The sequence below is a fragment of the Corynebacterium wankanglinii genome (assembly GCF_013601005.1).
Taxonomy (GTDB): domain Bacteria; phylum Actinomycetota; class Actinomycetes; order Mycobacteriales; family Mycobacteriaceae; genus Corynebacterium; species Corynebacterium wankanglinii.
The window spans coordinates 363,879-378,910 of sequence record NZ_JABFED010000001.1; the positions used below are offsets into that span (position 1 = coordinate 363,879).

Annotated in this window: 14 protein-coding genes; 12 read left to right on the top strand and 2 right to left on the bottom strand. The window is 66.7% G+C overall.

Translation table 11 applies throughout. The features are described from left to right. The first annotated feature begins 40 nt into the window (after positions 1–40). On the top strand, positions 41–448 hold the full coding sequence (locus HMA55_RS01725; protein WP_181191585.1) for an ASCH domain-containing protein: 408 nt from the start codon (positions 41–43) through the stop codon (positions 446–448). Positions 449–458: 10 nt separating this feature from the next. On the opposite strand, the gene HMA55_RS01730 is transcribed toward HMA55_RS01725, so the two are convergent. After that, complete coding sequence (locus tag HMA55_RS01730; protein WP_181191359.1) at positions 459–1,466, bottom strand: HAD family hydrolase; 1,008 nt, start codon at positions 1,464–1,466, stop codon at positions 459–461. An 85-nt stretch (positions 1,467–1,551) separates the two neighbouring features. On the opposite strand from HMA55_RS01730, the gene HMA55_RS01735 reads away from it, so the two are divergent. The 11 genes from HMA55_RS01735 to HMA55_RS01785 all read left to right on the top strand — a co-directional run bounded on the left by HMA55_RS01735 (position 1,552) and on the right by HMA55_RS01785 (position 14,037). Beyond that, positions 1,552–1,788, top strand: coding sequence for a glutaredoxin family protein (locus HMA55_RS01735; RefSeq protein ID WP_181191360.1), 237 nt, complete (start codon positions 1,552–1,554; stop codon positions 1,786–1,788). A gap of 44 nt (positions 1,789–1,832) precedes the next feature. Continuing rightward, entirely contained in the window at positions 1,833–3,158 is a 1,326-nt protein-coding gene (locus HMA55_RS01740) for a glutamyl-tRNA reductase (protein ID WP_181191361.1), read from the top strand. Next, the gene (hemC, locus tag HMA55_RS01745; protein WP_181191362.1) at positions 3,159–4,040 is read left to right on the top strand and encodes a hydroxymethylbilane synthase; all 882 of its coding nucleotides are present in this window, start codon (positions 3,159–3,161) and stop codon (positions 4,038–4,040) included. A gap of 161 nt (positions 4,041–4,201) precedes the next feature. Next, positions 4,202–5,962, top strand: coding sequence for a uroporphyrinogen-III synthase (locus tag HMA55_RS01750; RefSeq protein WP_181191363.1), 1,761 nt, complete (start codon positions 4,202–4,204; stop codon positions 5,960–5,962). 49 nt (positions 5,963–6,011) lie between these two features. Next, a complete protein-coding gene (gene hemB / locus HMA55_RS01755; RefSeq protein ID WP_374680612.1) occupies positions 6,012–7,013 on the top strand; it encodes a porphobilinogen synthase in 1,002 nt (333 codons plus the stop codon). A gap of 10 nt (positions 7,014–7,023) precedes the next feature. Beyond that, a complete protein-coding gene (locus HMA55_RS01760; RefSeq protein WP_181191365.1) occupies positions 7,024–7,629 on the top strand; it encodes a hypothetical protein in 606 nt (201 codons plus the stop codon). 11 nt (positions 7,630–7,640) lie between these two features. After that, positions 7,641–8,153 carry a hypothetical protein gene (locus HMA55_RS01765; protein ID WP_219910346.1) on the top strand — a complete coding sequence of 171 codons (513 nt, stop codon included), beginning with the start codon at positions 7,641–7,643 and terminating at the stop codon, positions 8,151–8,153. Then, entirely contained in the window at positions 8,150–10,741 is a 2,592-nt protein-coding gene (locus tag HMA55_RS01770) for a heavy metal translocating P-type ATPase (RefSeq protein WP_181191367.1), read from the top strand. The genes HMA55_RS01765 and HMA55_RS01770 overlap by 4 nt, the downstream gene beginning before the upstream one ends. Before the next feature lie 26 nt (positions 10,742–10,767). Beyond that, positions 10,768–11,817, top strand: a complete 1,050-nt coding sequence (gene hemE / locus HMA55_RS01775) for a uroporphyrinogen decarboxylase (RefSeq protein WP_181191368.1) — start codon at positions 10,768–10,770, stop codon at positions 11,815–11,817. 2 nt (positions 11,818–11,819) lie between these two features. After that, positions 11,820–13,277, top strand: coding sequence for a protoporphyrinogen oxidase (locus HMA55_RS01780; RefSeq protein ID WP_181191369.1), 1,458 nt, complete (start codon positions 11,820–11,822; stop codon positions 13,275–13,277). Between the two features lie 7 nt (positions 13,278–13,284). Further along, positions 13,285–14,037 carry a DedA family protein gene (locus tag HMA55_RS01785; protein WP_219910306.1) on the top strand — a complete coding sequence of 251 codons (753 nt, stop codon included), beginning with the start codon at positions 13,285–13,287 and terminating at the stop codon, positions 14,035–14,037. A 140-nt stretch (positions 14,038–14,177) separates the two neighbouring features. On the opposite strand, the gene HMA55_RS01790 is transcribed toward HMA55_RS01785, so the two are convergent. Continuing rightward, entirely contained in the window at positions 14,178–15,014 is an 837-nt protein-coding gene (locus tag HMA55_RS01790; RefSeq protein ID WP_181191371.1) for an NAD(P)-dependent oxidoreductase, read from the bottom strand. Positions 15,015–15,032 lie beyond the last annotated feature (18 nt).

The following is a 15,032-nucleotide window of genomic DNA, read 5'->3' on the forward strand; positions in this document are numbered from 1 at the left end:
AACATCGGAGCTACCGCGTGGCGAGTTTGCTTTCCCGGGCCTGCTTCGCGACGTCCTCGTCCAAGCAATCTTGGACGGCACTAAAACCGCGACGGCATCGTTGCTGATTGAATTTCCCAAGGACTACCAGTTCGACGAGGAAGTGGGCTCTCTCGAGGCCGTTCTCGACTCACATGACAACGTGGTGTGCGTCATCCGTACGACCGACATGCAGGTTCGTCGGCTGGCGGACGTGAGCGACGAGCATGCCATCGCCGAGGGCGAGGGCTGCGCCGATGCCAGCGAATGGCGAATTGGGCATGAACGGTATTGGCGGTCACCGGAATTCGTGGAGTACATCGGAGATCTCGATATCAACGATGACACTCAAGTGGTGTGCCAACGCTTTACCGTTGATGAGCACTACCCGACCCGGCCATTGGAGCAGTGGTCCAGCACCCGTCGCTAAGCCGAATACCCTACCGGCGGCGGCGCCACCACCACAGGCCCGCGGCAGCCAGCACGGCCGGGACCACGCCGGCGCGTACCGCCCGCCGCACGGAGCGGTAGTCGCGCACCGCCCAGCCCTGGGCCTTGGCGTGCTTGCGCAGCGCCCGGTCTGGGTTGATCGCCACGGGGGAGCCGACCATTTCCAGCATGGGCAGGTCGTTGATGCTGTCGGAGTAGGCGGTGCACTTGGACAGGTCCAGCTGTTGCAGCGCGGCCAGAGCCGCCACGGCGTGCTTTTTGCCGGGGCCGTGGAGGATGTCGCCGACGAGGCGGCCGGTGAACTTGCCGTCTTCTTCCTCTGCCACGGTGCCCAGCGCACCGGTGAAGCCGAGCGTCTCAGCGAGCGCCTGGCCGATCTGCACCGGGGTGGCGGAGACCAGCCACACCTGCTGCCCGGCGGCGAGGTGCATGGAGGCCAGCTCGATGGTGTCGGCGTAGGACTTCTCCAGCATCCGGTTGTCCACGATTTCCCGGCACGCCTGCTTGAGCTGCGCCACGCTCTTGCCCTTCACAATCGCCAGGGCTTGCTCGCGGCCCTCGGCGATGTCGTCGGCGTTCTCGGAGCCGGAGACCCGGTAGCGGATCTGCTTCCACAGCGCGGGCGCAAGCTCGGACAGGGAGATGAACCGCTTCCGAAACAGCCCCTGGGCCAGGAGGATGAGCGACGAGCCCTGGATCAGGGTGTTGTCCACGTCGAAGAACGCCGCCGCCTCGGTGTCTTGGGGGATCTCCGGGTCGGGTTGGGTGATTTTCTGCCGGCCGGCCGTCTTAAAAGCGCCGCCGACGGAGTCCACGCCCAGGGCGAAGTCATCGATGTTGATGCCGAAGGTCTCTTCCACCGCGGCGGCTGCGGCGGCGCGGCCGGCGGTGCGCTGCGCGTCGTCGTCAAGCGGCGGCATGACGCGGTCCTCGAGGAAACGGCGCAGGTTGCCCTGGGACTGGGACCACTGCGCGAGGAGTTCGCGCTGATCAGACATGAGACAAGGGCCCTTTCGGGTGGGGGTGTTAGCGTGTGCAATCGTACAGCGCCGGTACAACGCCGGTGCCACGGGAGGAGCAGCGATGAAGACGGTGGAGCTGATGGTGCGGGCCACGTGCGGCTCGTGCGAGAGGGTGGCGGCGCAGATCGCGCCCGTCGTAGACAGGCATCCGGCGCGCCTGGTGGTCGTGGATGTGGACACCGATGAGGACCTCGCCGCAGAATACGGCGACCGGGTGCCCGTTGTGGTCATCGACGGCGAGGAGTTTGCCTGCTGGGAAGTGGACAACGACGACCTCGAGGCGGAGCTGTCCAACTAAAGGTCTATCCTTAAGGTGATTTTCAACCGGACTGGAGGGTTTGCGTGAGTGTTCTGCTTGTAGGGATGTCGCACAGGTCTGCGCCTGTGGCCCTGCTGGAACGGCTCAGCATGGACGCGGAGGTCCAGCAGGGGGCGGCGACGGCACTGATCAGGCAGCCGTCGCTGTCGGAAGCGATGATTATTTCCACGTGCAACCGCCTGGAGGTCTACACCGTTACTAACGCGTTCCACTCCGGGGTGGAAGACGTGCTGCGTGTCCTCGCCGAAGTGTCGGGGCCTGAGGTTGCTGAGCTGCGCCGTTATCTGTACGTGCGTTATTCGGATGCGGCTGCGGAACACATCTTCACCGTCGCGTCCGGCCTGGATTCGATGGTGGTGGGCGAACAGCAGATCATCGGCCAGGTCCGCAGCGCCTACGTCGACGCTGTGGAGCGCGGCACCATCGGGCCGAACCTGCACTCCCTCGCCCAGGCAGCGCTGCACACCGGCAAGCGCGTGCACACGGAGACGGGCATCGACGATTCGGGTGCCTCCATGGTCAGTGTTGCGCTTGAGCAGGCGATGAAGCTCATGCTTTGCGACGACCTCCGGGGCAAAACCGCACTCGTCCTCGGCGCCGGTGCCATGAGCTCTCTGGCCGCGACACACCTGGGCAAACATGGTGTTGATTCGCTCATCTTGGCCAACCGCACCCGCGATCGCGCAGAGCGGCTGGCGGAGCACTCCCGCGAAGCGGGCGTGCCCGCGGAAGTGGTGGACTTCGCCGACCGCGCCTCCGTACTGGACCGTGTGGACTTGGTGGTGTCCGCTACCGCCTCCGACGAGTTCACCATCACCCCGGCCGACGTCCCCGGCCCGCTTGTGCTTGCGGACCTGTCCTTGCCACGCGACATCGACGACGCGGTGGCTGGCATCGACGGGGTGCACCTGGTCAACATCGAATCCCTCCACGAGAGCATGCGCGGCGCTGACACCGAGGACTCCCGGGCGCTGCGCCGCGCCGAAGAAATCGTGGCCGAAGAGGTGGAAACGTTCGGTTCGGAGCAGCGCGTGCGCGAGGTGGCGCCGGCCGTGACCCGGCTGCGCCGCAACGCTGCCGAGATTTCCGGCCAGGAACTGCTACGCCTGCGCACCCGCATGCCGGAGATGTCCGAGGAGGACTTTGAGCAGGTCAGCCGCATGGTCAAGCGAGTCGTGGACAAGCTGCTGCACGCGCCGACTGTGAAGATCAAGGAGCTCGCGGCCACGGCTGAAACAGTGAGCGTGGAAGAGGCGGTCACCGAACTGTTCGGGCTGGAAAGGCCGTCGGTGGCGGTGGACGCGCAGCGCCTGCCGCTGCCCGAGGAACTGCACGGCAAGGAGAAGTAATTGTTCAGCATTGGCACCCGCGGGTCCCACCTGGCCACCACCCAGTCCGGGCATGTGCGCGACGCGCTCGGCGAGCACGGTTACCCCGCCGAGCTGCAGGTCGTGACCACGCCGGGCGATCTCTCACAGGCGCCCGTGGAGCGCATTGGCGTAGGCGTGTTCACCTCCGCGCTGCGCGACGCCCTGTTTACCGGCGAGGTAGACATTGCGGTCCACTCTTTCAAGGACCTGCCCACGGCCGACGAGCCGCGCGCCCACATGGTGATTCCGGTGCGCGAGGACAGCCGCGAGGCGCTCATCGCCCGCGACGGGCTCACCCTGGCGGAGCTGCCCGACGGTGCGCGCGTGGGCACCTCCGCCCCGCGCCGTGTCTCCCAGCTCAAGGCGATACGCCCCGATCTGGACATCCGGCCACTGCGCGGCAACATCGAGCGCCGGATGAGCTACGTGGAAAACGGCGAGCTCGACGCGATCATCCTGGCCTACGCGGGTCTTGTGCGCGGAGGCTACGGTGACCGCGCGACCGAAGTCTTCTCGCCGGAAGTGCTGATGCCGGCCCCGGCGCAGGGCGCGCTGGCGGTGGAGTGCCGCAGCGACGACGCTGCTGCCCGCGTGGCCATCGACAAGCTCGCCGACGCCGCCGCCACCGCCGAGTCCACCGCCGAGCGCTCCGTGCTGGCCACGTTGGAGGCGGGCTGCACCGCGCCGGTGGCCGTGTCGGCGGTCTTCGACGGCCAAGGCGTGCACCTGCGCGCCGGGGTGTTCGCACTCGACGGCTCCCACCAGCTGGCGGAGGAGGCGCGGGGCGAAGACCCAGCGCAGCTTGGCCGCCAGGTGGCCGAGACGCTGCTGCAGCGCGGCGCGGCCGACCTGATGGATTAACCCGATCCGAATACGCGGTGGTTTTGTTCTCAGCCGGAAGCCTTTTATGGTGTAGATACCATACGTTCAATACCCTCCGTGCAATCGGGTCGGTGGGGCTGTGAAACGCCCGAACCCAGCCGCGCGGGGGCGGTTTATTTGTGCCTAGAAGAGATTTCTCCATGACAGAGCCCACTCACACCCCCCAGCCGGGGAAGGTGATCTTCGTCGGCGCAGGACCGGGCAACCCGGAGTTGCTCACGGTTCGCGCCCGCGAAGTAATGGAATCCAATTCTATCGCCCTCGTGGACCCGGAGGTGTCAGCGGGGGTCCAAAGTGTTGTCGCGGCGGCGCTGCCGGTGCCGAAGGCGAAGATGGATGAGGCCAACGCGCGCTACGAGCAGATGTGCGCGGAGGCGAAAGAGGCCGGGGCGAGACGCAAGCCACCCCGGCCAGAGGACCCGACGGCGGCGGAGCTCGAGGTTGTTGGGTTGGTTGGCGAAGCTATCGTCGCAAAGCTTGAGCGCGCGTTGGGCGCCGCTGCTGAAGCGGTGGAGCGCGGCGAAGCTGGCGACGGCGACGTGATCCGGCTTGTGTGCGGCAACCCGCTCACGCGCGACTCCGTGATGGAGGAAATTTCCGCGGTGGCCGCTGCGGGCCTGGAGTTCCAGGTGGTGCCGGGTATGTCCCTGCCGTCGACGGTGCCGTCTTTCGCCGGCATCGCACTGGGCTCCACCTACACGGAGACGGATCTGAACAGCGGCGAGGTGGACTGGGACCAGCTGGCCACCGCACCGCAGCCGCTGGTGTTCCAGGCTAACCAGGAGCATTTAACGGCGATGGTCGAGCAGCTCACCGAGCGCGGTTTTCAGGGCTCCACGCCCGTGACGGTGACAACACGCGGCACTACACGTTTGCAGCGCACGTTCGACGCGACACTAGAGACGGTGGGCAAGCTGGATGCCGACCTGGAGGGTCCGCTGGTGGTCACCCTGGGCACAGCCGCCGACGACCGCTCGAAGTACTCATGGTGGGAAAACCGCCCGCTGTACGGTTGGCGCGTGCTCGTCCCCCGCGCGAAGGAGCAGGCAGGCCCGATGAACGCCCGCTTGTCGCAGCACGGGGCGATCCCGCAGTCCGTGCCCACGATCTCCCTGGAGCCGCCGCGCAACCCGGCGCAGATGGACCGCGCGATCAAGGGCATCGTGGAGGGTCGCTACCAGTGGATCCTGTTCACCTCCGTCAACGCCGTGGACGCGGTGTGGAGCAAGTTCGAGGATCTGGGCCTGGACGCGCGCTCATTTGCCGGGGTGCACCTGGGGGCGGTGGGGCAAAAGACTGCCGACGCGTTACGGGCCCGCGGCATGCAGGCCGAGCTGGTTCCGCACCGCACGAAGCAGAACGCCGCCGGTTTGGCTGAGGCGTTCCCGGAGTACGTTGAGGACATCGACCCAGTCTCACGCGTGCTGCTGCCGCGCGCAGACCTGGGATCCGACGTGCTGGTGGACGGCCTGGTGGAGAAGGGCTGGGAGGTCGACGACGTGGTCGCGTACCGCACCGTCCGTGCCGCCCCGCCGCCGCCGGAAACGCGCGACATGATCAAGACCGGCGGGTTCGACGCCGTGTGTTTCACCTCCCCGTCCACGGTGAAAAACCTTGTGGGTATCGCGGGCAAGCCGCACTCGCGCACCGTGATCGCCTGCATCGGCCCTGTGACGGAGGCGGAGGCGCGTGAGCAGGGCTTGCGTGTCGACGTCGTTCCGGAGGTCGCCGACATCCCGCACCTCGTCGACGCGTTGGCGGACCACGTGGCCGGTCTGCGTGCAGCTGGCCAGCTGCCGCCGCCGCGCAAGAAGCGCCGCAAGGCCGCAGCTGCCGCCGATAAGACGCAGGACAAGGCGGCTAGCCGGGCCGGTGAAGACACCCCTGCGGCCGCAGGGTAGAAACTGCACCGGCTGGGTCGTGTCGGAGGTGCGTTCTAAGATGTGGCGCATGGCTGATTACGATCTGACACGACGCCCCCGCCGCCTGCGCCAAAACCCCGCTATCCGCGAGTTTGTCGCGGAGACGCGTCTGCACCCGGCCGACTTTATCCTTCCGCTATTCATCGCCGACGGCATCGACGCCCCGCGCGAGATCTCGTCCATGCCGGGCGTGTACCAACACACGCCGGAATCGCTGGTGGATATCTGCCGCGAGGCGCTCGAGGCCGGAGTGAAGTGCGTGGACCTCTTTGGGGTGCCGCGCGAGGAAGATAAGGACGCCACCGGTTCCGTTGCTGTCGCCGAAGACGGCGTGCTCAACCGCGCGATCGCGCTTCTGCGCCGCGAGTTCGGGGACGAGCTGATCATCATGGCGGATACCTGCCTGGACGAGTTCACGGATCACGGACACTGCGGCGTGCTCACCACAGATGCCCACGGCAACGAGGTGGTAGACAACGACCCCACGGTGGACATCTATTGCGACATGGCCGTCGCGCAGGCTCGGGCCGGCGCTCACATTGTCAGCCCCTCCGGCATGATGGACGGCCAGATCGCGGCGATCCGCGAGGCGCTGGACAACGCTGGCTTCCAGGAAGTGGCAATCATGGCGTACTCCGCGAAGTACGCCTCGAAGTTCTTCGGCCCATTCCGCGACGCGGTCGGATCCTCCCTCAAGGGGGACCGGCGCACCTACCAGCAGGACCCGGCGAATGTGCGCGAATCCCTGCTGGAAGCGGAGCTGGACATCGCCGAGGGCGCGGACTTTGTCATGGTCAAGCCGGCGCTTCCGTACTTGGACGTGTTGACGAAGATCGCGGAGGCGTCGCCGGTGCCGGTGGCGGCTTACCAAGTATCCGGCGAGTACGCCATGCTCAATGCGGCCGGCCAGAACGGGTGGATCGACTACGAAGAGACGATGATGGAATCGCTGATGTCCATCAAGCGCGCCGGCGCGGACCAGATTTTCACCTACTACGCCATCGAGGCAGCAAAGAGGCTCAATGGTTAGCTTGCCGCCAATGAATCCGGGATCCCCGAGCAGGGTGGAACCGGAGGCCGTCGAGAAGCACAACGGCTCCATGCCTGAGGCCGTGCGCTACATGCTCACCTGCTGGGCAGTGATGATCGGCGGGGAGCTGCTGCACCAGATCATGGCCGTGGTGGCCAGCGTGGTGGACCCGTCCGCGCTGCGCGAGGTGGCGAAAGAGCGCGCGAAAAACAGCGACGGAGAGGTCTCTGACGCGCTGATGAACGCCAGCGTGTACGGCTCCATCTTCATCATGGCGGTGCTTCAGCTCGGCGTGATTTTGCTGTTTGTGTTCGCGCTTCGCGCCGTGCAGAAGCAAGCGAAATGGGCGGAGAACGCCCGGCGGCTGCTGCAAATCTTCTCCGGGTTCTTCGCTCTGCGCATGCTCACCTTGTTCATGATGGCGCCGGCGTCGACTGCGCTGCCGACGGCGTTCTTCGGCACGGACGGAGTTGTCCAGATCATCCTCGCTGTTGCGGGCATCCTGGGCATCGTCTATTCGTTGGACAAAGCAGCCGTGGCGTGGACCAAGCCCAAAGGGGGCAAGCCCGGACCCGGCGGCACGCCCGGGGATGCGCCGGAGACAAAGGAGAACTAACGGTGGCAGGGATGTTTCCGACCATGGTGTCGGACCCGAATGATCGGAACCGGCGCTACACCGGGGAGGTCGGGTCGCAGTGGCCGAAGCCGCTGAAGATCGGCTACTACCTGTGCCTGATCGCATCCGTGCTGATGCTCGTCATCGCGTTTCTGACCTTGGCTAACGGGGTGCCGGACCGGTTGCCGGACACCTGGATGATAGAGGGCGCTGACGAAGAGCTCTTCGACAAATTCGCCCGCAACCTGCGGGTCTTCACCTGGGGTAACATCATCCTCGCCGCGTTGATCACCTCGTGCTGCGCCTACATGCAAAAGGGCTCCAAGGTGGCGCGGCGCTGGGCGGCTGGCTTTATCGGCCTGGCAGTGTTTTTGCAGCTGTCCGGCTTCCTGGTCGGCGTGGCGGGGTGGGCATCCGTCGTCGTGGTGGTCGTGTTGGTCTTTGCCCTGTTTTTTATGTTCCGTCCGGCCGCCAACGCGTTTGTGGATAAGCGCAGTGGAAGCGTATGGGAAGGCGTGGAATGAGCAAGTACGAGGGCGAGGACTTGGAAACGCTGAGCACGATTGGGCGGCAGGGCGCGCAACTCGACCAGCTCAGCGGAACGGAACTCGAAGAGTGCATCCAGGCCGCGCGCGATGCCGCTCGAGAAGCCGGCGTCGACCCGGCAACCGCCAGACGCGACCTCGACGGTGAGCTGGTGCGCCCCAACGCGTCCTACGCTTTCGAACTTGAGGGGGTGGAAGACGGCCCGCAGCTGACGGAGATCGAGGACGCCTTAGAATCCCTCGACGGCGTCTCCGCCCGCTTGGTGTACCCAACCCGGATGGCGTGGGTGACGGCACCGGCCAGTATGCCGCTGCCGCAGCTGATCAAAACCATTGAAGGCTTCGGCGTCACCGCCACGGTGACGGATTCCACCCTGCAGCGTCGCGCGCACGGACGGTATTGGACGGAGCACCCCATGCCGCGGCGTGCCAAGCACCACCGCAAGGAGGAGGCGGCGCACCTGCTCGCCCGCGCTCAGGGCTTCGTGCAAAACAAGGCGCGTGCCGAGCGGCGCAGCGGCGACGTGCTCTTTACAGCCCGCGACCTGGTTACCCCGGCCAGGCTGTGGCTGGCGGTCCTGCTCACCATCCCCGTGTTGCTACTGACGTACGTGCCGGCGCTGGGGTTCCCCGGCTGGCAGTGGGTGGCCTTTGCGCTGACCACGCCCGTGGCCTTGTGGTGCGCATCCCCGTTCCACCGTGCGATGGCGGGGGGTGTGCGCCGGGGGCTTTCGGCCCTCGATGGCGCGAGCTCCATCGCCATCTTGGCCTCCTATCTCTGGTCCTTCGCCACGCTGCTGTTTACCAGCGCTGGCCGCATCGGCTACGAGTCCAGCGGCAACTGGGTGCCCTTAGACATCGGGGAGGGCCCGGAGCTCTACCTCGAGGTGGCGTGCACTGTGACCACGCTTTTGCTGTTCGGCCGCCACTTCTCCATGCGTGCGCGATCCAATCTGCTCGATGATCTTGAGGCGCGCCGTCCCGGCCCGGACTCGCTCTACGAGGTCTCGCACCGCAGCAAGGGCGGAACCAGCGAGCAGATGCCGGCCACGGAAATCCGGCGTGGCGACGACGTCCGCGTGCGCGCCGGCCAGGTTGTACCCGTCGACGGGGAAGTGGTCGGTGGCTCAGGCTCGATCGGCTTTGAGCTGGTGAACACCCACGACAGCCCGCAGCTGAAGGTGGGCAAGCGCGTGATGGCCGGGACCGTCGTGCGCGAGGGAGACATTAAAGTCCGCGCAACCCGCGTCGGCCACACCACACTGCTCACCGCCGTGCAGCGCTGGCTGGAGGATGCGTCCCGCCACCAGAACGCAGCTACGATGGTGTCCACGCGGACGGCGGGCATGCTCATCCCGGCGGCGTACGCCATCGCAGTGCTGGATTTTGGCCTGTGGCTGCTGTTCACCGGCAACGTCAACACTGCCGCGTCCACCGCTTTGGCCATTTTGATTGTGGTGGCGCCGTTTAGCCTGGCTATCTCCCCGGCCCTGGCCATCAAGCAGGGGCTCGATGCCGCGGTGCGAAACGGTGTGCTCGTGCGCGACGGCAATGCGCTGCGGGTGCTGTCCAAAGTTGACACGGTGGTGTTCAACCGCGTTGGCACGTTGGTGTTGCCCAAGATGCATGTGGAAACGGTTACCGCCGACAACGGGGAGAACAGCGAGCTAGTGCTGCGCATCGCCGGGGTGCTGTCTGCGGATTCGGACCACCCGGCGTCGCGCGCCATCGTCAAGGCGGCTCGCGAAGCGCGCGACGCCCGCTCCGGGGATCCGCGTCTGCCGGATTGGCTCGAAGTCACCGACGACGTGATCACGCCAGACGGTGAGTTCGGCGGCCGCGTCACCGCTACCTGGGGTTCCGGCGAGAACGCCCGCACGCAGACCCTCGAGGCCTCTCTTTGGCGCCCGACTAACCTTTCCCAGCTCAAGGGCAAACTCTCCGCGGCGGCCACAACTGGCGGGACCCCGGTGGTGGTGCGCTGGGACGGCAAAGACCGCGGCGTGATCACGTTGTACGACCCCGCCAAAGAAGACGCGATTGAAGCGGTGGACACCCTGGAATCCATGGGGGTGGAAACGGTCATGCTCTCGCGCGACACCTATCCGGTGGCGCGCCGCTTTGCGGACTTTCTGGGTATTTCGCAGGTGCTTGCGGGGATTCGCTCGAACGAAAAGCCCGCCGCGGTGCGCGCACTGCACACCCAGGGCGCCACTGTGGCCATGGTGTGCGATTCCAGCGTGCTGCCGGTGCTGCGAGTGGCGGACTCGGGCATCCTCTACGCAGGAAAAGATCTCTACGGCACCACAGCGCCAAATTGGAACAGCCTCTGCGACGTCGTGCTCATCCGCAACGACGTCATGGCCGTACCCCAACTGGTAGAGCACGCGCGCCGTGTCAACCGCATTGCTGAAACCAACCTCCGGTTCGCGGGCACCTACAACGCCCTGGCGATCCTTCTGGCGGCCGCAGGCGTGCTGCCGCCGGTGGGTGCGACCCTGCTTATGCTCGGCAGTTCTCTGCTGGTGGAGTACGGCTCCCGCCGCGCTAGCCGGTTCCGGGTTTAAGGCCCGCGCCGGTAGGCTGGAGCACCATGACCAGACGCGATCTCGCTCACGCCCCCCTGCTCGAGGCCGCCCACGGCCGCACCCCCTCGCACACCCCGGTGTGGTTCATGCGCCAGGCCGGCCGTTCTTTGCCCGAGTACCGGCAAGTGCGCGAGGGCATTGCGATGCTGGACTCGTGCTTCATGCCGGAACTGCTCGCTGAGATCACGCTGCAGCCGGTGCGCCGCCACGACGTGGACGCGGCGATCCTGTTCTCGGACATCGTTGTGCCCCTCAAGGCGGCGGGCGTGGACGTGGAGATTGTGCCCGGCCGGGGTCCGGTGTTGGGGGAGGCGGTGCGGACGCGAAGCGACGTCGATAGGCTGCCCGTGCTTGAGGGCGACGTGGCTGAGGTCGCAGACGGCATCCGCATCATCTTGGACGAGCTGAGCGACACCCAGGCGCTGATCGGCTTTGTTGGAGCGCCGTTTACCCTGGCCAGCTACCTCATCGAGGGCGGCCCGAGCAAGAACCACGAAAAGACCAAGGCGATGATGCACGCCGAGCCTGAGACATGGCATGCGCTCATGCGGCGCCTCGTGCCCACGATCGTGGCGTTTCTGCGCACGCAGGTGGAGGCCGGCATCGACGCGATGCAACTGTTTGATTCGTGGGCGGGTTTCCTCACCGAGCGCGACTACCGCGAGTTCGTGCTGCCCTACTCCACAGAAATCCTGGAATCCGTCGCCGGGGAGATCCCGCGCATCCACTTCGGTGTGGCCACCGGCGAGCTGCTCGGAGCCATGTCCGAGGCCGGCAGCGAGGTGATGGGCGTGGATTGGCGCGTGCCGCTGGATACCGCCGCGACCCGGTTCGCCTCCCCCCGCGTCCTGCAGGGCAACCTGGACCCGGCCATGCTGTTCGCAGGCTCGGACGTGGTGCGCGGCGAGGTCGTCCGCATCAAGGCCGAGGCCGCGCGGGCGATGGAGGCTGGCGACGCAACCGGGCACATCTTCAACCTCGGCCACGGCGTGCTGCCCACCACGGACGCGGACGCGGTGACCGAGGCCGTGCGCATCATCCACGAGGAGGCATAAACGTGAACATCGCCATCATCGGAGCTGGCCTGGCGGGGCTGACCGCCGCGTACGAGCTGCGAAAGCTCAGCGCTGGCTCCGCCAACGCAGGGGAAAAGGGCGGCTTGAAGGTCGACGTCTACGAGGCCACCGACCGTGTCGGCGGCAAACTCCACACCGTCGCATTCGAGGCCGGCCCCACCGACATGGGCGCCGAGGCCTTCATGGCGCGACGCCAAGACGCGGTGGACTTCTTCACCGAGCTCGGCCTGGCCGATTCCCTGGTGGAGCCGTCCGGCCTGCGCTCCCTGGTGTGGGCGGACGGCGAGGCCAAGGGGCTGCCCACCGGCGGCGTGATGGGCATCCCGTCATCCTCCGAGACGGTGAAAAACCTGGTCAGTGCCGAAACCGCCGAGCGGATCGACACCGAAGCCGAGCGCGAAGGCTTCCAGTGGGAGGTCGGCGGCGACGTCAACGTCGGCGCGCTCGTTCGGGAGCGCTACGGCGACGAGGTAGTAGACAATATTGTTTCGTCGCTGCTCGGCGGGGTGTACTCCTGCACCGCAGACGACCTCGGCCTGCGCGCCACCATCCCGCAGTTGGCGGGGGAGCTGGACCGCCTGGCCACAGAGGGCGACGGCATGGTTCACCTCTCCACCGCTGTGGCCAACCTGGAGCGCTCCCGCCGCGAGATGCCCACCGGCCAGGGCGCGGTGTTCAAGACGTTCCACGACGGGTACCAGGAGCTCTACGAAACGCTCGCCGAGGAGTCCGGCGCGGACATCTACATCGACGCGTTTATCTCCGGCATCGAGCTCGAAGGCAGCGCCGACGCCCCGAAGTACCGCCTCACCGGCGGCGAAGACACCGTCTACGACCACGTCATTCTCGCCGTACCCGCGCCCACCGCGGCGCTGCTACTCAAAACCGTCGCCCCCGGGGCCTCCGAGGCACTGAAGACGGTCAAGCTGGCCAACTCCGCCGTAGTGGGAATGCGGTTCGCCACCGACGATGGCCTGCCGCAAAACTCCGGCGTGCTCGTGGCCAGCGGTGCCGAGGACGTCCACGCCAAAGCGTTCACGTTCTCCTCCCGCAAGTGGCCCCACCTGGCCGAGCGCGGCGGGGCGCTCGTGCGCGCCAGCTTCGGCCGCTTCGGCGACACCGTCGCCATTACCGCCACCGAGGACGACATGGTCGACTGGGCGCTCGACGACCTCGAAACCATCACCGGCTTCGACGGCCGCGCCGCCGGCTTGGAGGAAATCTACGTCCAGCGCTGGCTCGGCGGCCTGCCCCGCTTCGACGAGGGCCACCTCGCCACCGTGGCCAAGGTGCGCAGCCTGCTTGACGACGAACCTTCGGCCACCAACATCTCCGTCACCGGTGCCTGGGCTGGAGGAGTCGGCGTGCCGGCAGTGATTGCAGATGCGCGGGCGGTGGCGTCAGCCGTCGTCAGGCAAACGCCCTCAACCCAGGAGTAGGTCAGCTATGGATGAACACGCGGACACTCGCGAAACCACCGAGAAGGAATGGTGGGAAGAAGACGGCCTTCCCTGGAACGGCAAACCCACCAAGGCCGACTACTGGTGCTTGGGCTGGTTCGGCTTCGTCGGCATCTTCGGCCTGGCCATGATCCCGCTGCGCGCGTGGCTTTTGGGCCTGGACCCGCCGATTCTGCTGGCGCTGACCGGTTCGCGGGTCGGCGCGGCCTCCACGGGCGCGCTCGCCGCGGTGGGGGAGGCACCGAACTGGCTGTGGTTCTTGCTCATCGGGTCGGTCGTGAACATCAAGTTCGACTGGATCTACTGGTGGGCCGGCAAACTCTGGGGCCGCGGGATCCTGGACGTGCAGGCGGCGAACTCCCCGCGCGCCGCGAGGAACATCGCGCGGGTGGAGCAGTGGGCCGTGAAGCTCGGCTGGGTAGGCATCTTCCTAGCGTATTTGCCCATCCCGCTGCCGATCGCGTTCGTGGTGTTCGTGCTCATGGGCATGACCGGGATGCCCCTGTGGAAGTTTATGGTCCTGGACTTTATTGCCAAGACGCTGTGGTCCTTTATCTACCTGGGCCTGGGCTGGTGGATCGGCGAGCCGGTGGTGGAGGTGCTGGACGGCTACGCCAAGATCGCCAACTGGGTCGCGATAGCGCTGCTGGTGGTGGTGTTCTACGGCATCTTCCGCAACCAGAACAAGAAGAAGGGGGCCGCCCAGGCGGTGGGCAACGAGATCGAGGCCGGGAAGTAAGGCGGGCCTCGAAACCCGCTAAAAGTCGAGCGGCGGAGGTCGAGTCCGAGCCTAAACCAGGGTGTAATCGACCTCCCGTACTCGACTTTCGGGGTCGGGCGGCGCAGGGGCGGGCAGCGGCGGCCGGAACCGCGGACGCCCTAGCGGTTGACCACCACGGTGGAGAAGTCCTCGTCGCCGCGGCCGGCCTCCTGCTGGGCCTCCAACGACGCCAGGGCGGCGGCGACGGCGGGCAGGTCGGTCTCCGCGGAGGCGAGCATCAACCGGGCGTCCTTGGCAATGGCGTCGGCGGTGAAATCGCCGGGAGCTACCGAGCGCTCCCCAAGCAGGAAGGACTTTTTCATGTTCACGATGAACTCCAGGCCGGTGGAGCCGAGCATGTCCACCACCTGCTCTTCGCTCAAACCCTGGGACTCACCCAACAGGAGGGCCTCCTTGAACCCCTCGATGGTCACGGCCAGGGCGAGGTTGGCCAGGAGTTTGCCGGTGGCGGCGCCGGCGGCGGTGTCTACCTCCTTCAGGCGGGAGGGGTTGGCGGCGGCCCAGGGGGCGACGACGGTGGAGACGGTACGACGTCGAGAGGCGTCGGCGCCGCCGACGTACACGCCGAGCTTGCCCGCGCGCGCGGGCGGCAGGGAGCCGACGACCGGGGTGTGGACGTAGCCGGGCACGGCCTCGGCGAAGGCGGCGGCGTCGGCGGGGGAGACAGTGGTGGCGTCGGCCCAGGTCACGCCCTCGGGGATCAGGCCGGGCTCGATGACCACCTCACGCACCGTGTCGGGGCCGAACAGGGAGGTGATCACCAGCTCGGCGCCGTCCACAGCCTCCGCGGGCGTCGCGGCGGCCGCAGCCCCGCGCTCCACCAGCGGCTCTGTCTTTTCTGCGGTGCGGTTCCACACGGTCAGTTCGTGGTCGTCGACGAGCTTGAGGGCGAGCTCCGTGCCCATGCGACCGAGGCCTAAAAACGCGATTTTCATATGGCCTAGGATAGACAA